The sequence below is a fragment of the Streptomyces sp. NPDC044002 genome (genome assembly GCF_056434525.1).
In genome coordinates this window covers 35,820-60,235 of sequence record NZ_JBWKEZ010000038.1, presented here as the reverse complement: position 1 = coordinate 60,235, position 24,416 = coordinate 35,820, and the positions used below count along the sequence as shown (strand labels likewise).

The 24,416-nt window shown below is 77.5% G+C and carries 16 protein-coding genes and 1 pseudogene; 5 read left to right on the top strand and 12 right to left on the bottom strand.

All coding sequences use genetic code 11. The features are described 5' to 3' along the window. Positions 1–59: 59 nt before the first annotated feature. The 10 genes from AC07A6_RS25840 to AC07A6_RS25795 all read right to left on the bottom strand — a co-directional run bounded on the left by AC07A6_RS25840 (position 60) and on the right by AC07A6_RS25795 (position 15,715). A complete protein-coding gene (locus AC07A6_RS25840) occupies positions 60–752 on the bottom strand; it encodes a M15 family metallopeptidase (protein ID WP_478778721.1) in 693 nt (230 codons plus the stop codon). Between the two features lie 10 nt (positions 753–762). Beyond that, the gene (locus AC07A6_RS25835; protein ID WP_478778720.1) at positions 763–3,435 is read right to left on the bottom strand and encodes a SpoIIE family protein phosphatase; all 2,673 of its coding nucleotides are present in this window, start codon (positions 3,433–3,435) and stop codon (positions 763–765) included. A 125-nt stretch (positions 3,436–3,560) separates the two neighbouring features. Continuing rightward, on the bottom strand, positions 3,561–5,393 hold the full coding sequence (locus AC07A6_RS25830; protein ID WP_478778719.1) for a VanW family protein: 1,833 nt from the start codon (positions 5,391–5,393) through the stop codon (positions 3,561–3,563). A 128-nt stretch (positions 5,394–5,521) separates the two neighbouring features. Next, positions 5,522–5,929, bottom strand: coding sequence for a ribosomal maturation YjgA family protein (locus AC07A6_RS25825; protein WP_478778718.1), 408 nt, complete (start codon positions 5,927–5,929; stop codon positions 5,522–5,524). Then, on the bottom strand, positions 5,923–6,333 hold the full coding sequence (locus AC07A6_RS25820) for a hypothetical protein (RefSeq protein WP_478778717.1): 411 nt from the start codon (positions 6,331–6,333) through the stop codon (positions 5,923–5,925). Before AC07A6_RS25820 ends, AC07A6_RS25825 begins: the two co-directional genes overlap by 7 nt. Positions 6,334–6,994: 661 nt before the next feature. Further along, positions 6,995–8,926, bottom strand: a complete 1,932-nt coding sequence (locus tag AC07A6_RS25815; protein ID WP_478778716.1) for a lantibiotic dehydratase C-terminal domain-containing protein — start codon at positions 8,924–8,926, stop codon at positions 6,995–6,997. An 11-nt stretch (positions 8,927–8,937) separates the two neighbouring features. Beyond that, positions 8,938–10,863 carry a TOMM precursor leader peptide-binding protein gene (locus tag AC07A6_RS25810; RefSeq protein ID WP_478778715.1) on the bottom strand — a complete coding sequence of 642 codons (1,926 nt, stop codon included), beginning with the start codon at positions 10,861–10,863 and terminating at the stop codon, positions 8,938–8,940. Next, complete coding sequence (locus AC07A6_RS25805; protein WP_478778714.1) at positions 10,860–12,683, bottom strand: hypothetical protein; 1,824 nt, start codon at positions 12,681–12,683, stop codon at positions 10,860–10,862. The genes AC07A6_RS25810 and AC07A6_RS25805 overlap by 4 nt, the downstream gene beginning before the upstream one ends. Beyond that, the gene (locus AC07A6_RS25800) at positions 12,680–15,391 is read right to left on the bottom strand and encodes a lantibiotic dehydratase (protein WP_478778713.1); all 2,712 of its coding nucleotides are present in this window, start codon (positions 15,389–15,391) and stop codon (positions 12,680–12,682) included. Before AC07A6_RS25800 ends, AC07A6_RS25805 begins: the two co-directional genes overlap by 4 nt. Before the next feature lie 126 nt (positions 15,392–15,517). Next, positions 15,518–15,715 carry a thiopeptide-type bacteriocin gene (locus tag AC07A6_RS25795; RefSeq protein WP_007268133.1) on the bottom strand — a complete coding sequence of 66 codons (198 nt, stop codon included), beginning with the start codon at positions 15,713–15,715 and terminating at the stop codon, positions 15,518–15,520. A 550-nt stretch (positions 15,716–16,265) separates the two neighbouring features. On the opposite strand from AC07A6_RS25795, the gene helR reads away from it, so the two are divergent. Genes helR through AC07A6_RS25780 form a run of 3 tightly spaced genes read left to right on the top strand, consistent with a single transcriptional unit; the run spans position 16,266 to position 20,719 of the window. Then, positions 16,266–18,443 carry an RNA polymerase recycling motor ATPase HelR gene (helR, locus tag AC07A6_RS25790; protein WP_478778712.1) on the top strand — a complete coding sequence of 726 codons (2,178 nt, stop codon included), beginning with the start codon at positions 16,266–16,268 and terminating at the stop codon, positions 18,441–18,443. A gap of 51 nt (positions 18,444–18,494) precedes the next feature. Then, a complete protein-coding gene (locus tag AC07A6_RS25785) occupies positions 18,495–20,027 on the top strand; it encodes a sensor histidine kinase (protein WP_478778711.1) in 1,533 nt (510 codons plus the stop codon). After that, on the top strand, positions 20,024–20,719 hold the full coding sequence (locus tag AC07A6_RS25780; RefSeq protein ID WP_478778710.1) for a response regulator: 696 nt from the start codon (positions 20,024–20,026) through the stop codon (positions 20,717–20,719). The genes AC07A6_RS25785 and AC07A6_RS25780 overlap by 4 nt, the downstream gene beginning before the upstream one ends. Before the next feature lie 87 nt (positions 20,720–20,806). Here the strand turns inward: AC07A6_RS25780 and AC07A6_RS25775 are convergent. Both AC07A6_RS25775 and AC07A6_RS25770 read right to left on the bottom strand, forming a co-directional pair. Next, positions 20,807–21,385, bottom strand: a pseudogene (locus AC07A6_RS25775) (phosphatase PAP2 family protein); the annotation flags it as partial. A 123-nt stretch (positions 21,386–21,508) separates the two neighbouring features. Continuing rightward, positions 21,509–22,759, bottom strand: a complete 1,251-nt coding sequence (locus tag AC07A6_RS25770) for an SUKH-4 family immunity protein (protein WP_478778709.1) — start codon at positions 22,757–22,759, stop codon at positions 21,509–21,511. Between the two features lie 212 nt (positions 22,760–22,971). Here AC07A6_RS25770 and AC07A6_RS25765 point away from each other — a divergent pair, with 212 nt between their 5' ends. Continuing rightward, positions 22,972–23,418: a hypothetical protein gene (locus tag AC07A6_RS25765; RefSeq protein ID WP_362462784.1), complete on the top strand. Its 447-nt coding sequence runs from the start codon at positions 22,972–22,974 to the stop codon at positions 23,416–23,418. Beyond that, positions 23,415–24,413 carry a hypothetical protein gene (locus AC07A6_RS25760; protein WP_362462787.1) on the top strand — a complete coding sequence of 333 codons (999 nt, stop codon included), beginning with the start codon at positions 23,415–23,417 and terminating at the stop codon, positions 24,411–24,413. Before AC07A6_RS25765 ends, AC07A6_RS25760 begins: the two co-directional genes overlap by 4 nt. Positions 24,414–24,416 lie beyond the last annotated feature (3 nt).

The window sequence follows — 24,416 nt, the reverse complement described above, 5'->3', positions numbered from 1 at the left end:
CCGTGGGCGCCGTGACACCGGCGGCGCCGGTGACGCGCGGCCGGGCGCGAGCCGGCCGGCTACCCGCCGTCGGCCGAGAAGTGCTGGTAGTCCGGGCTCGACCACCACGCGCCGCCCCAGTGCCAGCCGACGCGGCGGAACGCCCTGGCCAGGACACCGTCCTCGGTGATCATTCCGGGTCTGGCCGGGTCCCGCCGCAGGTGGGCCCGGCCCGCCGGCGGGTGCACCGTCCCGTGCCGGTCGACGTACGGGTTCTCGACCGGGTTGACGTCCACGGCCAGCCCCCACGCGTGCCGCGACAGCCTCCCGGAGTCCCCGGTCACCGGCCGGCAGTTGAAGGCCGAGGTGTTGTCGTCGGCCATCGCCGCGAGGTCGTCGCCGCCGTAGTCGGCCGCCACGCGCATCCGCCGGATCGGGAAGCGGGCCTCCAGGGCCCGGCCGAAGACGTACAGCAGCGGCTCGACCGCGTCCTGGTGGACGACCATCTCGCCCCGGTGGACCTTCCCGTCGAAGCCCCAGTGGTTCATCCGGACCAGCCGCAGCCGCTCCGCCGGCACCGGACACCCGGCCCGCAGGCTCGCCCCCAGCTTCCGCGCCGGCACCTCCGACACCTCCGCCACGAGCGCCGCCGCGACGGCCGGCACCGGCACACCGGACCGCTCCCGCACGGAGGGCGCGCAACCGGGCGCCGCGCTCGCGCACAGCACGGCGACCGCGGTCAGGGAGGCGGACACGGGGCGCGGGGGGCGCACCCCGCCCACGCTACGGTTCGAGGTCCCCGAAGGCGTCCAGGGGTACTCCGTTCGAGGAGCCCTGGAGGGCCTGCTCCGACCAGATGACCTTGCCGTCCGGGGTGTACCGGGTGCCCCAGTGCTCGCTGAGCTGCGCCACCAGGAACAGCCCGCGCCCGCCCTCGTCCGTGGTGGCCGCGTACCGCAGGTGCGGAGCGGTGCTGCTGCCGTCCCACACCTCGCAGGTCAGCGCGTGGTCGTGGAGCAGCCGGACCCGCACCGGGGGCACGCCGTGCCGCAGGGCGTTGGTGATCAGCTCGCTGAGGATGAGCTCCGTGGTGAAGGCGAGCTCCTCCATCCCCCACTCCTCCAGCTTGGCGGACGCCAGGTTCCGCACGACGCCGACCCCGCTGGCCCTCGGCGGCACGTCCCACTGCGCGACCCGGTCGGGCCCGAGGGTCCGGGTCCGGGCGATGAGCAGGGCCACGTCGTCGGTCGGCCGGGCCGGCAGCATGGCGTCGAGGACCGCGAGACAGCTCTCCTGCGGATCGCGGTCCGGGTGGCTCAGCGCCTCCCGCAGCAGTTCCAGCCCCTCCTCGATGTCCCGGGTCCGCTGCTCCACCAGCCCGTCCGTGTACAGCACCAGCTGGCTGCCCTCCGCCAGCCGCAGCTCGGTCGTCTCGAACGGCATGCCGCCCAGCCCGAGCGGCGGCCCGGCCGGCAGGTCGACGATCTCCGTGCTGCCGTCCGGGGCGACCACCAGCGGCGGCAGGTGCCCGGCCCGGGACAGGGTGCAGGCCCGGGACACCGGGTCGTACACGGCGTACAGGCAGGTCGCGCCGAGCATGCCGCCCGCCCCGTCGGTGTCGTCCTCGTCGATGCGCTGCACGAGGTCGTCGAGCCGGGCCAGGAGCTCGTCCGGCGGCAGGTCGAGGGAGGTGAAGTTGTGCACCGCCGTACGCAGCCGCCCCATCGTGGCCGCGGCGTGCAGCCCGTGCCCGACGACGTCCCCGACGACCAGGGCGACCCGGCCGCCCGGCAGCGGGATCACGTCGAACCAGTCCCCGCCCACCCCGGACTGCGCGGGCAGGTAGCAGTGCGCCGCGTCCACGGCGCTCTGCTCGGGCAGGCCGCGGGGCAGCAGGCTGCGCTGGAGGGTGACCGCCAGGGTGTGCTCACGGGTGTAGCGGCGGGCGTTGTCCATGGCCACGGCGGCCCGGGCGACGAGTTCCTCGGCCAGCGACACGTCGTCCTCGTCGAAGGGCTCGGGCTTGCGGGCCCGCCAGAAGTTGACCACCCCGAGGACCACGCCCCTGGCCTTGAGCGGCGCCGCGATCAGGGAGTGGATCCCGTACTCGATGATGGCCCTGGCCCGGCGGGGGTCCTGCACGCGCCACCCCGGCGCGTCGGCCAGGTCGGGCACCAGCTCCGTCTTGCCCGTGTCGTAGCCGCGCGCCTGCGGGGTGGTGGGCTTGAACTCGATCACCCGCCCGAGCGGGTACAGCGGGTGGTCCCGGCGGATGCCGCTGACCGCGGTGCGCCGCATGTCGGAGCCCGGTCCGGGCTCCTCGCCGTCGAGCACCGGGCCGGCCAGGTCGACGGTGACGTAGTCGGCGAACCGGGGCACGGCGACGTCGGCGAGCTCCTGGGCGGTCCGCTCCACGTCCAGGGTGGTCCCGATGTCGCCGGTGGCGTCGTACAGCAGCCGCAGCCGCTTGCGGGCCGCCTCGGCGCGGCCGGTGAGGACCTGCATGTCGGTGGAGTCGCGGATGGTGGCGGCCGCGCCCTCCGGCCGGCCGCGCGGATGGGTGGGCCGCTGGTTGACGACGAGCAGCCGGTCCCCGGTCTCCAGCACCTCGTCCGTGGCCACCCGGCCCGACAGCAGCAGGTCGGCCATCCGGCTGTCCAGGCCCGGCACCTCGTCGATGCGGCGGCCCTCGGCCTCCTCGGGCAGCCCGAGTAGCCGCTTGGCCTCGTCGTTGGCCAGGACCAGCCGCCCGTCCCCGTCCGTGATCACCACCCCCTCGCGGACGGAATGGAGCACCGCGTCGTGGTGCTCGTACATCCGGGTCATCTCCTGGGGCCCCAGCCCGTGCGTCTGCCGGCGCAGGCGGCGGCTGGTCAGGGCGGTGCCGGCGGTGGCCAGGGCCAGGCCGGTGGCCATGGCCAGCAGGATCACCGGGAGCTGGCGGTCGAAGGCGCCGCTGACGTTCTCCACGGTCAGGCCCGCGGACACCAGCGCGACGACCCGGCCGTCCGGCGCGGTGACGGGCACCACCGCCTGGATCTCCTTGCCGAGGGGCCCCTGCACGCTCTCGGTGTGGACCCGGCCGGCGAGGGAGGGCTCGATGTTCCCCACGAAGCGCTTGCCGATGCGGTCCGGCTGGGGATGGCTGTAGCGGATCCCGTTGGTGTCCATGACGACGATGAAGTCGACCCCGGCGGCCTTGCGGGTGACCTCGGCCAGGGGCTGCAGGGTGGCGGACGGATCCGGTGTCCGCAGCGACTCCTGGAGGTCGGGGGAGTGCGCGAAGGTCTCCGCGACGGCGATCGACCGGTTGCGCGCCTCACGGTCGACGTCGTGGCGGGACTGCAGGAGCAGCGCCAGGAGGGCACCGGCGGCGAGCAACACCACGATCGCCACCTGAAGGACGAACACCTGTCCGGCGACGCTCTTGAATCCCTTGCTCAGGGGTGACCGCACCGAATTGCCCGGTACGGCTGGCGAGGAAGGGTCACGTCCCCAGTTGTAGCACCTGGGGGCCCTCCGGCGCCCGGCGGAGCGCGCCGCGCGCGCCGCCGGTCACCTCGGGTGAGGGCTCTTTCCCCCTACCGGCCCTGTGCGGCGGCGGCCTGGGCGGCCGCCTGGGCGGCCGTCGAGGGGACGCCCGCCGTCGTGGTGCCCGGCGTGGGGGCGCTGCCGGGTGCCGTGCCGGGCGCGGTCTCCGGCTCGCAGGTGACCTCGTCGCGCGGGGTGTAGTGCGTCTTGTACTCCTCGCGCTTGACCTCCTGGCCGTTCTTGACGAACACCCGGCCGACGGTCACGTCGAAGCCCTCCAGGGGCGTCTGCACCTCGCACTTCGGCCCGGCGGCGTTGATCTTGGCGGGCGGTACGACGTTGGTGCGGGGGCCCTTGGTCGCGCGGACCTCGTCGTACTTCTTCGTGCCCAGCAGGGTGATCGTCAGCGAGGTGTCCGTCGAGGTGGCCTTCACGTACACCGGGTGCCCGGAGTCGTTGAGCCAGCGCAGGTCGAGGCTGCCCCAGGCGACGGTGGCCTCCCGGCCCTCGGGGTAGCGCTCGATGTAGAAGGAGTGCGCGCCGTGCTCGACGGGCTTGAGGCCGGCGAAGAACATGGCGTTGTACATCGTGGTGGCGACCGCGGAGACGCCGCCGCCGGGAGACTTCACGTACCGGCCGTCGTTGATCATGATCCCGTCGACGAAGCCGTTCTCCTCGGTGCGCTCGCCGACCGTCCGGTTGAAGCTCCACTGCTCGCCGGGCATCACCACGGAACCGTTGATCAGCTCCACGGCGCGCCCGATGTTCGTCGTCCGGTACGGGGCCGCCGGGAACTCCACGGTGAAGGAGGACATCTTCTCCTTGATGCCGAGGCTCCGCACCCCGGCATCGGTGAGCTCCGGCTCGACGGCCGTGGTGGCCACCTCGGCGCTCCGGCCGGCGCCCGAGCGGGTCAGCGCGGGCAGCACGGCCCGGCCGAGGGCCTCCCCGGTGACCTCCTGCCCCGCGCGGCTGCTCTGCGCGAGCACCACGCGTCCGGCCGCGTCCACGTCGAGCGCGGCGTCGCGCGGCTGTCCGGCGGCCTCGGCGACGGGGCCGGCCACCGCGGGGTCGGCGAGCAGGGCGTCGGAGTCCAGGGCGGGCACCAGGCGGCCGCCCGCGTCGGGGTTCATCTCCAGGTGCTCGCCCAGGACCGCGGGGCTGACGGGTATCCGCGTGCCGGCGACGCTGAGGGTGACCGGACCGGACACGGCGGGCGTGGCGAACTCGCGCAGGGCCCGCCCGGTCTCGTCCGCGCCCACGAGCGGTTCGGTGCGGGTGACGGGCAGGGCGACGGGGGTGCCGGCCGGGCGGAGGTAGGCGTCCCGGAGGGTGCCGAGGGCCTGGTCCCGGACCACGGTGACGCCGGTCCGCGCGGGGACGACCTGGGGCTTGCCGGCTTCGAAGGCGATGGACCCGTCGCGGACCGCCTGGGCGGTGCCCGCCACGAGCCGGTCGACGCCCGCGCGGGCCGCCTGCTCGTCGGTGCGGATCACGGGATCCAGGTCCGGGTCGCCGGAGGCGAAGAGCCTGCCGATCACCTCGACCGGCCCGTAGCCCGCACGGGAGGCGCGCTCGGCGGTCGCGGCGGCGTCCAGGGACAGGCCGACGGATGCCGGGGCGACCTGCTCGACGCGGTCCCCGACGGCCGCCGGGATCGGGGCGCCGGCCCGCGGACCGAGCTCCCGGACCAGCGTGCTCTGCGCCGCCGCACGGCTCATGCCGCCGATCTCGACGCCCCGGACCCGGGTGCCGTCGGCGACGTCGGCGCCCATGGCGAGCCCGGCGGCGTAGAGGCCGCCGAAGCCCAGCACGAGGGCCCCTCCCGCCACCGGCAGCGCGATCCGCCAGTTCTTCCCCGTCCAGCTGCCCGCAGGTCGCACGGTTCTCCCTAGTGGCGCCGACCGGCCGCGACGGCTCTCGGGCCGTGGCAGGGGGGCGCGTAGACGACAGTTCCGGTCAACCATCATGAACCCGGAAGAGCGCCATTCGGGTGAGAAGGTAACCGTTCTCACAAAACGGGCAAAGGCCTCGCGGCGGTACGGGAGCGGCGCGCCCGCAGGGCCCACAGGACGAGCCCGCCCGCCGCCGCGCCCACGGCGTACCAGAGCAGATCGGGCGCGTTGAAGGTGGACCCGAGCACCAGCCGGGCCACCGTGCTGCGCCGGGAGAGCTCCGCCGGCACCGCACTGAGCTGGAGGAACTCCACCGCCCAGCTGACGGCCAGCGCGGCGGCCGCGGCCCGCGGCGCCGCCAGCTGGGGCGCCACCAGTACGACCAGGGCCAGCACCAGCACGGTGTACAGCGCGTCCCCGCCGTACTTCGCCACGCTCCCGCCGGCCACCGCCCGCAGACCCAGCCCCGCCGCGACCACCACCACCGCGGCACCCGCCGCGGCCAGGCGAGCCCGGATCAGCACAGCTCCCCGCCCGCGTCGGCGAACAGCTCCGCGGGCGTCCCGTCCAGGACGAACCCGTTGTCGAAGCGGACCCGTACCGTCACGCCGGGCCCCAGCTCCTGGTGCGCGGTCCACTCCGGCTCCAGGTCCGCGAGCTGCTCCTCCAGCTGCCGCCTGCTGCCCTCCGGCATGGCGTGCCCGAAGGAATCGAAGAGCGACTTGAGGCGCGCGTACTCGCGCACGCCGTGGCTCTCCCGCCGCTCGACCTGGTCCACCCGCTCGACCGTTCCCGCCGTCCCCGCCGCCAGAGCGAGGAACCCGGCCACGGGCACGGGCGGGGCCCCGGAGCCGTCCGCCGCGGCCAGCGCACCGCCGAGCCCGATGTCGGCCGCCAGCGTCACCCGCCGGCCTTCCTGCAGCGTCATGGATCCGTCATCCCCCCGGTCGGTGCGCCCCGGTCCGGGCCGGCGCGCGGCGCTGCCATTATCCGACGCCGCCCGGGCCGGCAGAGGCCCGGGCCCTGCCCTGCCCGGCACCGGCCCGGGTCCGCCTGGTCCGGTCCGACACCGGCCTGGTCCATCCTGGTCCGGCCCGGGCCCACCCGGCCCTGCCCTGCCCGGCACCGGCCTCGGGCCCACCTGGCGCTGCCCTGCCCTGCCCTGCCCTGCCCTGCCCGGTACCGGCCTCGGGCCCGACCTGCCCGGCATGGCACCGGCCCGGGCCCGCCCGGCCCTGCCTGGCCTGGTCCGGCCCGACCTTGCCTGGCCCGGTGCTGCCCTGCCTGGTTCGGCCCGACCTTGCCTGGCCTGGTCCTGCCAGGCTCAGTCGGTGGCGGGCAGGCTCGGCCCTCCGCGAGCCTGCCGGGCCTGCCACCGGCAGGCCCGGCTCGGGCGAACCGGGCTCGGGCGAACCGGGCTCGGGCGAACCCGGCCCAACCGCACCGGGCCCGGCCGAACCCGGCTTGGCCCAGCCGGGCCCAACCCAACCTGGCAGGGCTGGCACAGGCCTGGCCGTACCCGGACCGGCCGTGCCTGGTTCAAGCCGGTCCGGTCTGGTCCGGCCAGGTCCGGCCCGGCGCTGCCAGGCTCAGCCGGTGGTGGGTCGGCCCAGCGGGAGTAGGTACTGGAGCGGGCGGTCAAGGTCGTCCAGGCCGAACAGCTCGTGGGCCAGGTCGTCCTCGAAGCCGCCCAGCGGCATCGCGCACAGCCCCAGCGCCGACGCCGTCAGCAGCAGGGACTGCGCCAGGTGCCCCGCCTCCAGCAGGCCCAGCCGCAGCGCCCGCAGGCCGTAGCGCTGCCGCAGCCGGCCGAGGTCCACGTACAGGCCGAGCACCACCGGGGCCTCGTCCACGACCACCGCCCGCGGATCCCCCGGCGGCGCCGCCAGGTACGCGGACACCGCCTTGAACTCGTCGAGCGCGGGCGCGTCACCGACCCGCAGCAGCGCGCGCCGCCCCGGCAGGCACTGGTACGCCCCAGGCGCCAGCCCCGCCACCCCGAACGCGAGCAGCCGGACCCCCGCCGCGTAGAGGCCGCCCGGACTCGGGTACGGGCGGTGCGCGAAGGGCGCGCCGGAGCCGGACGTGTGGCTGACGGCATGGGCGCCCCACAGCAGCGTGCCCAGCTCTCCGGCGTCCAGCGGACCGGTGAGCCCCGCGCGGACGCTGGTCCGGCCGGTGACGGCGGCCCACAGCGAGACCTCGGGCACCGCCCCGCCCGGCAGCGCCACCACCTCGCCCTCCTCCGCCGTCTCGGCGGGAGCCGGCCGCAGCGCGCCCCCGGCGTCCCAGCCGGGCCGGACCTTGCTGCGCTCCAGGTACCGCCAGTCCGGGGCCAGGTGCCCTTCGGGGAAGTACGCCGCGGGCTCGCCGGTGTCGAGCAGGGCGTGCGCGGCCAGCCGGTACACCGCCCGCTCCTCGTCCGGGTCGACCCCGAGCCGGTTGCACAGCAGCCGCAACTCGCGGCCCCACTCCCGTGCCACCTCGGCCCCGGCTTCGGCCTGCCCGGCACCGGCCGCTTCGTCCTGCTCGGCCCCGGCTCCGGCAAGCTCGGCTTCAGCCGCTTCAGCCGCTTCAGCCGCTTCAGCCCCGGCACCGGCCGTTTCGGCCTCCGCCCCGGCGGCCTCGGCTTCGGTCCGCTTGGCCGCCGGCTTCTTGGCCCTGGCTCCGGCCGATCCGGCCTCGGCTCTGGCGGCCCCGGCCTTCTTGCCCCCGGCACCGGCCGCTTCGGCCTCGGCCCCGGCGGCTTCGGTTTCGGCCTGCTTGGCCCCCGGCCTTTTGGCCCCGGCTTCGTCCTGCTCGGTCCCGACCGCGTCGGCCTCGGCTTTGGCGGCCCAGGCCTGCTCGGCTCCGGCCGCTTCGGCTCCAGCCGGGGCAGCCGCTTCCGCCCCGGCCCCCCTCGCCGCCGCCCGGACCCCCGCCGCCCAGTCCGCCACCGGTCCTGCGGCCGTGCCCCGGTCCAGGGCCTCGCGCAGGGACGCCGCCCGGCCGGTCAGGCCCGGGCGCTGCGCCGCGTACACGGCGGTGACGTGCGCGTGCACCCTGCTCGCGGGCAACCCCCGTCCGGCCGCCGCCGCCAGCCCGCGCAGCCAGCGCGCCGCCGCGAAGCGGTCCATCCCCAGGGCCCAGGCCGTGGCGTGCGCCAGGTCGGCGGCGACGGCCAGCCGCCGCCCGCCGCGCGGGGTCCCGGCGACGCAGGACACCGCGGTCCGGGTGGACAGGGCCCCGAGCCCCGCGCCGGCCGACGGTGCGCCCGCCGCCTCCCGGACCACGGCCGTCCGGGACAAGGCCGCGGCCACGCGGGCGGGGCTGCCGCCGTGCACCCGCACCCTCAGGTGCGCCCCGCCCTCCTCGTGCCGCACGAAGTCCCAGGAGGCGGCCCGGCCCGCGGTGACGAGCCCGTCCAGCAGCGGCGCGAGCTCCTCCACGAGGAACCCGTCGAGGGCCCCGGGCCCGGCCCCGGGCCCGGTCCGCGGGAAGCAGTGCAGGACCGGACCGGAGTCCCGCGCGGCGGTGGTCACGTGGCGGCTCCTCAGGGGAAGGGGTGCGGATGCAGCGGGAGTCGGTCGTGGCGCAGCGGCCCGGCGGCCCGGCCCAGCCGGTGCGGAACCTCCAGCAGCCGGGGCAGCCCCCGGGTGCGCCGGTTGACGTGCCCGAAGGTCATCGGCAGGGCGCCCGGGACCACCGCCTTGGCCGTGTGGAGGCCGAGCCGCCCGCGCATCCCCGCCTCGTCCTGCCCGACCACGAGGACCTCCAGCCCGGCCCCCGCCAGCCGCCGCACCGTCGCGTCCAGCAGCCCGGCCAGGTCCGCGACCGGCTCGGGCGCACCCGGCCAGACCTCCCGCCAGGGCGCCGGGCGGTCGTCGCCCCCGTACAGGAAGTCCAGCCTCGGCCGGGCCTCCGGCAGGGCGTACAGGGCGGTGTGGTCGGACAGGGTGACGACCAGCTCGGGCCGCTCCAGCATGGGCCGCAGCCGGCGCGGGTCACAGACGTCGGGCTCCGCCCTCAGCCGCTGGGCGGCGTTGAACACGTTGGTCACCGCCTCCACCACGGCGGACCGGATCGCGGCCCGCGGGTCGTGGTGGGCCCCGGCCGCCACGAACACCTGCGGCGCCGCCGACCGCGGATCGGCGTGCCGCGCGACGGCGATGACCGCGGGGACCCCGAAGTCGTTGGTGGCGTCGAACAGCGCGAGCCCGTAGCCCGCCAGCTCCGCCCGGTCGGCGAGGTGCAGCACCTCGGGGTCCCCGTCCGGCAGCGCGACCCGGCGCAGCGGCGTCCTCGCGTACCAGGCCATCAGGAACGCGTCCCGCTCCGCCACCTCGAACAGCCCGTAGAGGGCGGCCTCTTCGGGGCTGTTGCCGAGACCGCACCCGCTGGAGCACTCGTAGACGACGCGCGGCCGGCCCGGAGCGGGATCCCAGTACGCGACGTGCTCGGGCACGGCGACCGGGCGGGAGCGGGTCAGCGACCAGCCGTGCACCCAGTCCAGCTCCAGGTCCGGCGCGTACGGGACGGTCGGCGACGCGGGATGCCCGTGGTGGGCGGGATCGGGCAGTCCCAGCCGCTCCGGGTCCAGCGCCCGCTCCGGCCCCAACTCGGCGTAGGAGGACCGCAGTACGGTCCGCCTGCCGTGCGGGCGCATCCCGGTGAGCCGCTCGACGGCCTCGAAGAGGGCCACCCGCTCGCTGCCGTCGAAGTCGCCGGACCGGCCGTACCCGCCGTCGGGCACGTCCCGTCCGAGGGTGACGTAGGCGCTGGTCAGGCTGTGGACGGAGTCCTCGGTGAGGGTCACCCGGTGGACCGGCCCGAACCGCTCGTCGTACAGCTCCGCACGCAGACCGGCCCTGTCCGTACGGTCGTTGGGCCCGCGCAGCACCCCCGGATCCGGCAGCGGGACCCCGCTGCTGCGGGGCCGCGCCGCGGCGGCGTCGTCATCGGGCAGCGGCAGGCACACCGCGCAGCCGCCGACCGGCCGGAAGGAGTGGCTCGACCAGTCGGCCCGGCCGCCGTGCAGGACCCGGAGCGGGGTGCCCGCGCCCGGCTCCGGGGCGGGCTCGGCCAGCAGGTCGGCGGCGAGTGCGGCGACGGCGTCGGCCAGGGCGGGGGAGGGGCGGCCGCCCAGCCGCAGCCCCGGGCTGTGCCAGGGGACGCGGCCGCCGATGGTGGCGAGCCGGCGGTACTCCGTGCAGGCGAGGCAGCCCACCGCGCCGGGCCGCAGCACCGGGCCGACCACGGTCAGGGCGCCGTCGCCGCGCACCGGGACCAGCGTCACCGGATGGGCGAGCGCGTGCCGCGACAGCGCGGCGGCGGTGTCGAGGGACCAGTCGTCCAGGACCACCACGGCCCGCCCCGCCGTGGCGGCCAGCGCGCTCCGCGCGTCGAGGACGGTCAGCCCGAGTGCGGCGAGGGCCGCCCCGAGCGGTGTGCCGGCGGCGGGCCGCGCCGGGGCGTTCACCGCGGCCCCCCTTCCGCCGCCGGGCCCGTGCGGACCGGGCCGCCGAGGGCGGTGAACCCGCAGCCGCGCAGCGCCGCGAGGACGGTGTGCCCCCCGGGCCCGGCGGGCTCCCAGGGGCGGGGGCGCAGGCCGGTCAGCTCCCGCAGCGCGGTGTGCAGCCCGGCTTCGCGCCCGGCGACTTCCGCCCACCAGCCGGCGGCCCAGCTCCCGTCCTCCCACGGCGCCGGGACCGTCCCGGCGACCGCGAGCGGGCACGACTCCCCGCCCGGCGAGACGACGTGACGGGCCGCCGGTTCCGCCGTGCCCGCCTGTACGCGGACCAGCGCGGCCAGGACCGCGAAGGCCGCCGCGTCCCCGGCCGTGGCCTCCACCGCCCGCCCGAGCAGCCGGCCCGAACGGCCGCCGGAGCGGCCGCCGGCGCGCACGGCGGCCCGGTAGGCGCTGCCGCCCGCGTCCAGCGGGGTCACGAGCAGCTCCGCCCGCACGCCCAGCCGCCGGGTCAGGGTGCCCCACCAGTGGCGGGCCTGCGGGTGCGCGTGCCGGTACGGGTCCCAGGGCGCGGCCGCCGCCCCCGGCGCGGGCAGCCGCAGCGCGGCCCGCCGCAGCGCCCGTCCCAGCGCGTGCCCCGGCCCCGCCCCGACCACCACGCCCGCCCCGCCGCACCGCAGTTCGGCCGCCCGGCACACCGCGTCGAGGCGGGCGAGGTCGGCCCGCGCGGCACCGGCCACCAGCCGCCCGCCGCCCGGCGCCGGGCAGCCGGCCAGCGCCACCGGAAGCTGCGGCAGGGCCCCGGTCAGCGGCGGCTCCACCACCCCGAGGCGCTCGTCGCCCAGCGCGGCGACCCCGGCCAGTGCCTCGGCGAGGGTGCCGGGCGGCGGGGCCGGCTCCGGGGAGCCCTGGGGCCAGGGCCGGTACTCCGACCACGGCGGGCGTTCCCCGGCGACCAGCACCAGGGGGAACCGCGGCCGCTCCTGCCCGGGGCGCTCCGGCCCGGGGCCGCCGCCGTCCCCGGAGGCCGGGTCCGGCAGTCCCGCCACCGCGCACAGCAGCCGCTGCACGGCCCCGCCCGCCACCAGCGCGGTGAGCGCCCGGCCCGCCGGGGGGTGCCCCGGCTCCCGGCCGGGCCCGGGTCGGCCGGGCCCGAGCCGGCCGGCCAGCGCCGCCGTGTCCGCCAGGGCCCGCGCCGGACCGCCGGCCGGGGTGACGAACGCCCCGCCGGGGTGGACGGCCGCTCCGACCGCCCACTCGGCGCCGTCGGCGCGGGTGGCGCGCAGCAGCACCCGCCCCCGGCCGCCCGCCGCCCGGGCCCGGACCGCCGGGACCCCGGCGCGCGCCAGGGCCCGTACGGCCGCCGAGGCCAGGGGGCCGCCGGGGTCGGCGGCGCGCACCTCCACCCGGGCCCCCGCGAGGGCGGCGGCCGCCTCGTCGGGACGGTCGGCGACCGCCAGCAGCCATTCGCCGACCGGGGCGCCGTCCGGCGGCGCCGGCTCCTCGACCAGCATCCCGTGCGCGTGGAGCTGCCCGATCAGGGCGCACAGCGCGGCACGCAGCGGCGTACCGTCCCCGGCGCGGGCGGCGAGCCCGGCGGCGCCGCCGGTGCGCAGCGCCCCGTCCAGCATCCGCCACAGCGCGGGCAGCGCTGGGCTGCCCTCCAGGGTGACGCTGCCGTTCCAGCCCCGCAGGTGGAGCCCCCCGGCGAGGGTGCTCGCGACGACACCGGGCCGCAGCCGCCACCCCCGCAGGTCGTCCAGCACGTCGGGCGCCGGGCCACCGGCGGGCGCGGCGGGCGCGGTGGGCACCTCGGGCGGCGCGGCGGTCATGCCGCACCCCCGGCGCGTCCCGCACGGTAGGTCTCCACCACGACCTCGACGGCGCGCGCGGGGACCTCCCGCGCGCCGGGCTCGGGCAGCGCCTCCTCCAGCACCAGCCCGTCGGGATGCCGGGCGAGCCACCTGCCGAGGCAGCGCAGGTGCAGCGCGTTGCCGAGGTCGACGAACTGAGGCTTGGGCAGCGCCTGCCGGTGGCGCGGGTCCTCCGGCGCCGCGGCGGCCTCCGCGGCCGTCACCAGCGGCGGGTGCAGGAACAGCTGGTCGGGTACGCCCAGCAGGGCCCGCCAGCGCGCGGCGGCGGCGAAGGGCACCTCCCCGCCGGCCGTGTCGGCGGCCAGCGCGGCCCGCAGCGCGTCGACCGTGCCCGGCGCGAGCTTCCAGCGCCGCCGCCGCAGCACGACGTGCCGGTGGCGCAGCCGGGGCGTGCGCACCAGCGGCCCGCCGGGCACCTCGGTGACCACGCGGGGCACCAGCGAGGCGAAGGAGACGACGCCCTCCGGATGGTCGTGGACCAGCGGGGCGTCCCGCACCGGCAGCAGGCCGCTCACCAGCAGGCCCGGGTAGAAGACGTCCAGCGGCTCGCCGGTGTCGCGCAGCCGCAGGCGCACCTGGTCGGCGGTCTCGTCGTGGATCAGTTCCACGTCCTCCTCGCGCAGCGGCGCCCGGTCCCGGAGCCCGTCCGGGACCTGCGGGGCCTCCGCGGCCTGCGGGGCGTACTCCTGCGAGACGATCTCCTCGGGCATGAACCGGGGCTGCAGGTTGGCGTTGAAGCCCTGGACCGGCCGGAACTGCACCGGACGCGAGCCGGGTCCCGCCGCGTGCGCGACCTCCCGGGCGGCGGCCTCCACGGCCTCCGGGCCGAGCAGGCCGAAGAAGCGGCTCCCGGTCCGCCCCCAGCCGCCGTAGAGGTGGTTGAGCACCAGCAGCCCGCGCCGGGCGTCCCGCTGGACGAAGTGCGCGTACGACAGCGGGCGCGCCGCCGCCCAGGCGGGCAGCCGGGCCGCGTGGGACCCGACCAGCTCCGCGGGCAGCACCACATCGTCGTCCGGGTCCTCCCGGAGGGCGGCAGCCTCCCGCACCGCCTCCTCGAACGAGGCCCGCAGGCGTACGAGTCCGGCCGCGCGGCTCGGCAGGGAGCCCAGGCCGTCGCCGGGGGTCAGGAGCGCGTCCCGGACGGTGTCCTCCCAGGCCGCGACCGTCGAGGGCCCGAAGTCCCAGACGGGGTGGCAGACCCCGCCCCGGCCGTGGCGGGCCACGAACCGGTCCCGCAGGGCCCGCCGCACCAGGTGCCCGAGGTCGTACAGCTCGGCCAGGGCGGCGACCTCGCGCAGCGCCTCGTGGTCCTCGGCGGTCAGGAGGCCGTCGGCGTCCACCGGGTGCCGGGCCACCACGTCCTCCGCCAGTACGGGCGGCACCGGGTCCGCCGTGGGCAGCGGGCGTCCCGCCGAGGCCAGCAGCGCCGTCCAGCGGTCGCGCAGCAGCGCGAGCAGCTCGGTGCGCCCGCGGGGCCCGGCCGTAGCGAACTCCCGCGTGGCGTCCGCGACTTCGTCGACCTGCGCGGCGAGTCCGGTCTCGCCGCCGGCCCGCAGCCAGGCGGCCAGCCGCCCGAGCGGATCGGGCTCCTGGGGTCCGACGGGCGGTACGGGGACCAGCAGTCCGGCGTCCACGAGCCGGTCCAGGTACGCCAGGGCGGCCGCCCGGTCCCCCGGAGCGGCCAGCGCCGCCGCGAGCCGGGCGGGCGTCGCGGGAGTGCGGCACAGCTCGGCCAGCCGCTCCAGCGGCGCGCTCGCCGCGACCTCGGCCTCGTCCTGCCCGGGCACGGCGAAGCGGCCGACGGCGGCCAGGCCCCGGCTCCGGGCGAAGGCGGCGCGCCCCCCGGCCGTACGGGCCGCACTGGCCATCCGGTGCGGGAGCCGGGCCCGCCGGGCGGGGTCGGTGAGCAGCGCCTCGCACAGGGCGGCGACCAGGCTCCGGCCGGCGCGCACGCGGTTGCCGACCGCGCCCGGCAGCCCGTCCTCCCCCCAGTCGGGGCCGCCCGGCTCCCGGGACCCGGGCCGGGCCGGAAGCGGCCCCCAGCCCACCGCCGTGTACCAGGACACGGGGCTGCTGCGGGTGGCGGCGCGCACGGCGTGCCGCAGCACCCCGGGCTCCTCCTTGCGGGCGCGCCGCCCGGCCGCCCCGGCCCCGGCGCGCTCGACGGCGGCGAGCAACCCGGCGCTGGTCGCCGAGGCGGCGAGGGCGAGGGCCGGCTCGCGGCACTGCGCGGCCAGGGCGCGGCGCTCCGCCGCCAGTGCGGCCGCCGCCGGGCCGCGGAGCCGGGCCCGCAGGGCGGCGAGCCGGCCGCGCAGCTCCAGCCACTCCCGCAGCGCCGGCACCCGCTCGGGCAGGTCGCCGAGCGCGTCGAGGAGCGCGGGCCGGGGCTCCCGGCCGTTGTGCACGGCCCGGCGCAGCGGCAGCACCACCTCCCGGTGGAAGGCGTCGGGATGGCCGCCCCGGCTCGCGTACAGGGCGTCGGCCAGTGCGGGCGCGAGCCGGGCCAGCGCGCCCTCCAGCCGCGTCAGTTCCCCGGACGCGGCACGGAAGGCGGCCGCGTCCGGCGACTGCGCGGGGTGGGCGAGCGTCGTCGCGCGCACCAGGGCGTAGGAGGAGGTGCGCACGGCGGCTGGGGCGGTGTGCACGGTGGGGGCTGGGGAGGTCATGGCGTCCCGGGTCCTTCCGGCTCGGCCTGGTCGGGGAGAGGGGGGCGGAAAGCGGACCGCCCGCTCCGGGCCCGGGGTGCGGCCGTCCCGCTTCCCGGGCCCGGAACGGGCGTCGGCGGGGCCCCGTCAGATCACGCCGGGAACCGTCTGCGGCTGCTGCGTGACGCACTGGCAGGCGGTGGCGGTCGGGATGCCGCACGTGGAGGTGGACGAGCCGGCGGCGAAGGCCGAAACCCCCGCGGTATCGCGCATCGCGGTGACCGTGATCCCGCCGAGGTCCAGGTCGTGGGCCTCGAAGGACGTGGCCGCGTCGAAATCTGCCATGAGAACTCCCCAGGGTGTGTGGGACGACGTGTGATGGCTGGATCCTGTTGCGGACGAACGCTCGCAACGCTAGCCGCCGGGCCGATCCGCCCGCAGCGGGCGCATCTCGACATCGCGGGATAACTCCACGTGCGGGCACGGAGGTTGACCGAAAGGGGGCGCAACGCGCCCCCGCCGGGCCCCGGTCGTCCGGGGCGGCACCGCCCCGCCGCCGCATTCGGGCCGACCCGGCCGGAAATCGCCCTCGCCGACGGGCGTGCGCACGTACGGGGGCAGCGGTGCGAGGCAGTTCCGGAACGTCCGGGCCGTGTCGTGGAGGCGCGTCATCCACGCGGGAACGGCGGGAGATCCGCGGCGGAGCGGCGGAAGCAGCGCGGAAACAGCGCGGAAACAGAAAAGGCAAGGAGGTGAACCCACTCCTTGCCACTCTCAAGTTATAACGCACCGGGGGGCTTGCGGCAAGGCCCCCGTCCTCCCGCAGAATCACCGGCCTGAGCCAAAACCGCCGCAGAACACGGGTCGTGGACGACCCCGGATCGGAGCCGCACCAGTGCCCCCGCTGACCACCAGCGTGTTCGACCTTCCCGGCCACCTCTCCGCCAAGGCCGCCCCCGGGCTCGTCGCCGGCGACGAGCGGCACTTCGCCGCCATCGGGGACACCCTCGCGCAGACGATCGCCGAGGTGTCCGAACGGCTCGACGCCGCGCGCAGGGCACCCGGGGGCGTCGGCCGGGAGGCCATGGACCGGGACGCGGAGATCCACCGGCTGACCGCCCGCCTGCGCCTGCTGCGCCGCTTCGGGCTGGACCTGTGCCTCGGCCGCATCGTCCTCGCCGACGACCCCGAGCCCCTGTACGTCGGCCGGTTCGGCCTCACCGACAGCACGGGCCGCCGGCTGCTCGTCGACTGGCGCTCGCCGGCCGCCGAACCCTTCTTCGCGGCCACCCACGCCAGCCCGATGGGTCTGGTGAGCCGGCGCAGGTACCGCTGGAACAGCGGCCGGATCGGCGACTACTGGGACGAGGTGTTCACCGTCGACGCCCTGGAGGGGCACGCCGCGCTCGACGACCAGTCGGCCTTCATCGCCAGCCTCGCGGGCAACCGGTCCTCCCGGATGCGGGACGTCCTCGGCACCATCCAGGCGGACCAGGACGCCGTCATCCGGGCGGGATCCCGCGGCGCCCTCGTCGTCGACGGCGGGCCGGGCACCGGGAAGACCGTGGTCGCCCTGCACCGCACCGCCCACCTCCTCTACGCGGACCCCCGCCTGGGCCACCGCCGGGGCGGCGTGCTGTTCGTCGGCCCGCACCGCCCGTACCTGTCCTACGTCGCCGACGTCCTGCCCAGCCTCGGCGAGGAGGGCGTACAGACCTGCACCGTCCGGGACCTCGTCGCCGAGGGCGCCGCGGCGGAGCCCGAGAGCGACCCGGAGGTGGCCCGCCTGAAGTCCTCCGCGGCCCTGGTGAAGGCGATCGACGCGGCCGTCGGCCTGTACGAGGAGCCGCCCGCCGAGGGGATGACGGTCAGCACCCACTGGGCCGACGTCCGGCTGACCCCCGGCGACTGGGCCGCCGCGTTCGCGGCGGTCGAACCCGGCACCCCGCACAACGAGGCCCGCGAGCAGATCTGGGCCGAACTGGTCGCGATCCTGCTGGACAAGCACCTCGACGAGGGCGACGGGGACGAGGACGACCTCTCGCCCGAGCTGCTGAACAGGTCGCTGCGGCAGAACCGGGAGCTGGTCACCGCCCTCGACCGCGCGTGGCCGACGCTCGAGGCCACCGACCTCGTCGCCGACCTGTGGACCGTCCCCGCCTACCTGCGCGCGTGCGCCCCCTGGCTCAGCCGTGAGGAGGCGGGCCGGCTCCAGCGCGAGGACGCCGAACGCTGGACGGTCGCCGACCTGCCCCTGCTGGACGCGGCCCGGCACCGGCTGGGCGACTCGGGGGCCTCCCTGCGCGAGCGCCGGCGCGAGGCCTCCGTCGCCGCCGAACGCCGGCGCATGGCCGATGTCATCGACAGCGTGGTCGCGGCCGACGCCGATGGCGAGGGCGCGGTGACGATGCTGCGCGGCAGGGACCTCCAGGACAGCCTGGTCGACGAGGCGGCACTGCCCTCCGCCGACCGGGACCTGCTCGCGGGCCCGTTCGCGCACATCGTCGTCGACGAGGCCCAGGAACTGACCGACGCCGAATGGCAGATGCTGCTGCAGCGCTGCCCCTCCCGCAGCTTCACCATCGTCGGGGACCGGGCCCAGGCCAGGGACGGGTTCCCGGAGTCCTGGCGGGAACGGCTCGAACGGATCGGGCTCGACCGGATCACCATGGCCTCGCTGAGCGTCAACTACCGCACCCCGCAGGAGGTCATGGCCGAGGCCGAGCCGGTCATCCGGGCCGCCCTCCCGGACGCCAACGTGCCCGCCTCCGTCCGCAGCAGCGGCATCCCCGTCGTCCACGGGTCCACCGCCGAACGCGACGCGGTCCTCGACGACTGGCTCTCCGCGCACCCGGAAGGCATCGCCTGCGTCATCGGCGACCCCGCGTTCCGCGCGACGCCCCGCGTCCGGTCGCTGACCCCGCGGCTGTCGAAGGGGCTGGAGTTCGACCTGGTCGTCCTCGTCGACCCGCAGGAGTTCGGCACGGGCGTGGCGGGCGCCGTCGACCGCTACGTCGCGATGACCCGCGCGACCCAGCGCCTGGTGGTCCTCACCGGCACCGGCCGGCGGTAGTGGACTTTCGGCGGTGCCGCGGGCCCGGCCCGGTTGCGTAGGGTCGCGTCCGTGAGAAGAACGATCATGAAGGGCCGGACGGTGCCGCCACCGGGACGGACCCGGATACCCGTTCCCCTGCTGTCCGCCGGCCTGTTCGCCGGGGCGGTGGCCGGTGTCGGCACGGGCGTGTCCACCCTGTGGTGGGGGCTGCCGGCGGCGGTCTGCGCCTTCCTCGCCGGCCGGCGGCCGGGCCGTGCCCGGAGCACCGCGGCGGCACTCGCCGCGGTCCTCGCCGCCGCCGTGGTCTGCGTACTCCTCGTGCCGGCCTGGCTGGGGTGGGCGAGCCGGTTCGTCGGGCTGCTCCTCGTGGCGGCGATGCTGCCCTGGTTCGCGGGCCGGTTCCTGCTCCAGTACCGCGAACTCGTACGGGCGGGGTGGGAGCGGGCCGCACGGCTGGAGCGGGAACAGCGGCTGGTCGCCGAACAGGCCCGGCTGCGCGAACGGACCCGCATCGCGCAGGACATGCACGACCTCCTCGGCCACGACCTCAGCCTCATCGCCCTGTCGGCGGGGGCGCTGAAGCTCGCCCCCGGGCTGCCGGACGAACACCGGGCCGCCGCCCAGGACATCCGGGCCAGGGCGGGCGCCGCCGTGGACCGCCTCGGGGAGGTGATCGGGGTGCTGCGGGAGCCGACGGAGCCGGCGCCGGGGTCCGGGCCGGCGGCCGGACTCGCGGAGGTCGAGGGCCTGGTGGACCGGGCCGCCGCCGCGGGGCTGGACGCGAGACTGAGCGTGGAGGGCGTACCGGACGGTGCCGGGCCGGGCGGAGGCGCGACATCCGACGCCGTCGGGCGGGCCGTGCACCGGGTCGTCCAGGAGGCCCTGACGAACGTCGCCAAGCACGCCCCCGGGCACCGCGCGACCGTCCTCGTCCGCCACACCGCCGACCGGACCGAGGTCACCGTGACCGACCACCCGGTGCCCGGGGCCTCCGGCCGGCCGCAGGGCCGGACCGCCCGGCCCTCCCCGGCCGCCGGGTGGCCGACGACCGGGGAGGAGCACCGCTTCGGCCTCATCGGCCTGGACGAACGCGTCCGGCTGGCGGGCGGCGCCTTCACCTGCGGCCCCGAAGGCGACGGTTTCGCCGTGCGCGCCACCCTCCCGCACCACCCCGGCACCGTGCCGCCCCCGCCGCCCGCCCGGCCCGCCGGCGCACTGCCCCCCGAGCACCGGACGGCCCGCCGCCGGCTGGGCCGTACCGCCGCCGCGGCCGTCCTCGTACCGCTGTGCACCTGCGCCCTGCTGATCGCGGGGGTGCGCGCGTGGGACACCGTCACCGCACGGCAGTCGGTCCTCGCGCCCGCCGACTACGCCCGCCTGTACGCGGGCCAGCCGCGCGCCGAGGTGGCGCGGTACCTGCCCGAACGCCAGACGACCCGCCGGCCGGCGGCTCCCACGCCCGAACCGCGGGACGCGGTCTGCGAGTTCTACGTACAGACCGCCGACCCGTTCGACGACCGCTCGGGGGACGTCTACCGGCTCTGCTTCAGGGCCGGGCGCCTGGTCTCCACCGACGACTACACCGGGAAGGACGTCCGATGATCCGGATCCTGATCGCCGACGACGAACCCATGATCCGCGCGGGCGTCCGCGCGGTCCTCGCCTCCGATCCGGGCATCACCGTGGTCGCGGAGGCCGCCGACGGCCGGCGGGCGGTGGAACTCGTCCAGTCGCACCGCCCGCACGTGGCGGTCCTCGACATCCGGATGCCCGGAACCGGCGGTCTGGAAGCCGCCGCCGAGATACGCCGGACGGTCCCCGGGACGGGAGTCGTGATGCTGACGACCTTCGGCGAGGACGAGTACATCCTGCGGGCCCTCGGCGAGGGCGCCGCGGGCTTCCTGATCAAGTCCGGGGAGCCGGAGGAGCTGATCGCCGGCGTCCGGGCCGTCGCCGACGGCGCCGCCTACCTGTCACCGAAGGTCGCCGCCCGGGTCGTCGCCCACCTGGCGGCGGGCGGCGCGGGAGCCGGCTCCGCCCGCCGCTCCACGGCCCGGGCCAAGGTCGATGCCCTGACCGGCCGCGAGCGGGAGGTGCTCGGGTATCTCGGCAGCGGGTTCTCCAACGGCCAGGTCGCGCGCCGCCTGGGGCTGGCGGAGGGCACGGTGAAGGCCCACGTCAGTTCGATCCTCGCGCGCCTCGGCGTCGACAACCGGGCCGCGGCGGCGGTGGTCGCGCACGAGGCCGGCGTGGTCCCGGTGCCGTCCGACCGCCCGGCGGCCGAGCAGGGCTGACACCGGCCGCACGGCGTACGGCAGTACGAGGAGCCGCACGGCCACCGCGGCCGCCGCGCCGAGCGCCGCGCCCGCCAGGACGTCGTGCGGATAGTGCACTCCGGCCGCCACCCGCAGCAGGGCGGCCGCCGCACCCACCGGCAGCGCCAGGGCGGCGAGCCGGGGCCGTACCAGGACCAGCCCGACGGCCAGCGCGACCGCCAGGGTCGCGTGGTTGCTGGGGAAGGACCAGTCGCCCGGCTCGGGACATGCCACCTGCGCCCGGACCCCGGTCAGGGCGCGGCAGGGACGTTCCTCGTCGACGAGGAGTTTGACGGCCTCACTGGCCGCATAGGCGAGGGCGGTCCCGGCGGCGGCCGCCGCGGCCCCGGCCAGGCCGCGGGCGTCCCGGCGGCGCAGGGCGCTCCAGGCTGCCCAGAGCAGCAGCAGCCCGAGCAGCAGCAAGGTGCCCTCACTGGCCGGCTCCAGCAGGGCCCTCGCCCACGGCGGGCCGTCGGCGACGCTCCCGGTCAACGCCCGGTAACCGGCGGCCGACCAGCCCCCGGTGACGTGCACCGGCGCGTTCGTGCCCACTGCTCCTCCGGGGGCCAGCCACACCACGGCCGCCGCTCCCGCACCGGCCGGGGCGACCGCGAGCAGCGGGCGGCACCTCCGGCCCCATCGCATGATCGAATCCATGCCCCGACGGTAGGAACGGCGCGGCCCGCACACCCTGGCCGAACGGCCGCCCGCACCCCTGACGATCGTCGGGGTTGACGGGGCCGCGGGAGCCTCCCCGGCACCCCGGGCTCAGTAGCCCCAGACGCTCAGCTCGACGATGGCCGCGAACAGGTGCTCCCACACGTCGCCGCCGGGCGTGGCGGGGTCCACGGCGAGCGGGTCCAGGGCGGCCGCCTCGCGCACGAAGTCCCGCTTGCCGTCCTCGCCCGGGTACGGGCTCCAGCACGCGCCCATGAACCGGTACACCGCCTCCAGCAGCCGTACGAAGGTCTCCACGTCCCGGGCGAAGGGGAACGGTTCCCCGCCGTTGCGGACCATCCACACCGCGCCCGTCTCCGGGTGGACGGACACCAGGCCGGTGTCGGCGTACCTCAGGTCGAAGGTGCCCAGCGGCAGCAGACCGTGCTGCTCCAAGGGCTCCACTTGGTGCGCGCCCTCCTCGGTCCACGCCAGGGAGAACGAGGCCACCCCCGCCGCCCACCAGCGCGGCAGCCCCGCGGCCGCGATCAACTCCCGGGTGGGGGAGTGGAGCAGCGCAGCGGGCTGCCGCTCCGGCGCCAGGCGCAGGACCCAGTCCGCCCCGAAGGCCTCCGCCAGCCGGCCGGCGTCGAGCGGGGTCCCGGCGGGCGCCGGCCCCTCGAACCAGGGCCCGCCCGTCCCCCACACGGCGGCACCGCCGGACGGGCCGGCAGCCTGGCCGCCGCCCCGCTCGACGACCGTGATCCCGCGCTCCTCGGCGAACACGAACCGGCCCCCGCCGAGCGGTACGGGTTCCTCCCAGGTCTCCGGCCAGTGGAGGGCCGGCTCCTCCTCGTCGTCGAAGAAGACGTCCTCCGCCGCATCGGGCACGGCGTCGTACGGCCGCACGGCGAACTCCCCGTCGGCCGGGGCCGGGAGCTGATCCCCGGTTGCCGGGTCGAACCAGCGCTCGCCCGCCCACATCGCCTCCAGCTTCAGCAGCACCCGGCCGTCCGCCGCCTCGTGGACCTCGACGTGCGCACCGCCGGACAGGTTCGGCTGGGCCCGGTAGACGCCGAGCGGACGCCACCAGGCCCAGACGGTCCGCCACGGCATGTCCGGCGCGGCCGCGGCGACCATACCGGCGTACGCCTCGTGGCCCAGTACCCGCGCGCCGAAGTACAGCCACGAAGCGAACTCGGCCCGGGACACCTCGGCCCCGTCGAGCACCGCGACCGCCTGCCCGAAGGCCTCGCGCCCCACGCCGCCGCCCGTGGCGGGCAGTTCGCCGAGCGTGCCGGGTCCGGCCGCCAGCAGCGCCGCGGGGGAGGCGAACAGATTCTCAAGATCGTCAGGAGCCATGGGGCCATGCTCCCATCCCCCGCCGACAACCCCGGTCACCCGTACGGGCGGCCGGTGACCGGGCGGCCGTTCGAACGGCCGCTGCCGCGCGGCCGCCGTCCGCACCGGATCCGCGGCAGTGGCGTCAACATCCGGACAGGCCCCGGCCCGCCCCTGCATCATGTGGCTTTCACACCGGCCGCGAGCGGCCGCGGGGGGAAGGGAGAACGCGCATGAGGACCGTCCGCGGGGAGCAGGCCGGCGACGTGATGGTGTGGGTGCGCAGGGGCGGGTTCCCCGGCGAACTCCGGGAGGGCGACGCCGACACCGCACGCCGGCTCCTCGCCGCGGCGCCCGCCGGGGTGAGCGCCGTGGTCATCGCGCTCGGCGGCGAGGCGTTCCGGTGGGTGGACGCCGACGGGGACGAGGACGTGCTGCTGGAGGCCGGCGGTGAGGAGGACGACGACGCCGGCCCGGGCCCGGACGACACGGCGGGCGGGTTCGCGCTGGGCACCGGCGACGGTGCCACCCTCCCCGGACTGCCCGTGTCCTGGGCGCTGCTGGAGTTCCGCTGCCCCCACGGGGACGCGACCGTGCTGGTCGCGCGCCACCCGGACGTCCCGCCGGCCTGCCCGGCGCACCACGTGCCGCTGCAACCGCACGAGACCGCCGCGCGGTGAGCGCCCCCGCCCAGCTCGCGGCGGGCGTGACCCGGCTGACCGCCTCGCGGTTCGCGCTCGTCGGCTACCTGCCCACCTACGCGGCCCTGGCCTACCTAGGCGCCCTCCTCGCCGCCCGCACTCCCGGGGGCGGCATCGAGCCCTCCCGGGCGCTGTCCCGCCTGCACGGCCTGTCCGGAGCCGCACTCGCCGGACTCGCCCTCGGGGCACTGCTCGTCGCCGTCCTCCTGCACCCCCTCCAGACCCCGCTCGTCCGGCTGCTGGAGGGGTACTGGCCGCGCCCGGCCCGCGCCGCCGCCCGCCTCGGGGCCACGCTGCAGGAACGGGCCCGCAACCGGCTGGCCCGGGCGGCCGAGGTCGTCACCGCCGACCCCGCCGAGGCCGAACGGCAGCGGATCCTGGCGGCCGCCTGGCAGCTGGCGCGGAGCTTCCCACCGCCCCCGGTGCCCCTGCTGCCGACGGCACTCGGCAACACCCTGCGCGCCGCGGAGGCGACGGCGGGCGCCGCGTACGGGGCGGACGCGGTGGTGTGGTGGCCCCGGCTCTACCCCGTGCTCGGCGACCGGGTCCGGGCCGTCGTCGACGACCGGCGCGACCAGCTCGACCTGGCGTGCCGCCTGAGCGTGACCGCGGGCGCCACCGGACTGCTGAGCGTCCCCCTCGTCCTCGGCGCCGACGGCTGGTGGCGGGCCAGCCCGGCCGCGTTCCTCCTGCCGGCCTGGGTGGCCTACCGCGCGGCCGTGGCGGCGGCCCGCGGCTACGCCGAGGCCCTGTCGGCCGCCTTCGACCTGCACCGCTTCGACCTCCTGACCGCCCTGCACCTGCCCCTGCCCGCCGACCCCGACGCCGAGCGGGCCCTGGGCCGCCGGCTCACCCGGTTCTGGGCGCAGGCGGTACCGCTCACCGCCCTCCCGTACGAGCACCCGCACGAGCGGGAGCCGGCCCCGCACCCCGCCGCGCCGCCCGCCGCACCCGGCGACGACGGCTCACGCTGAAAG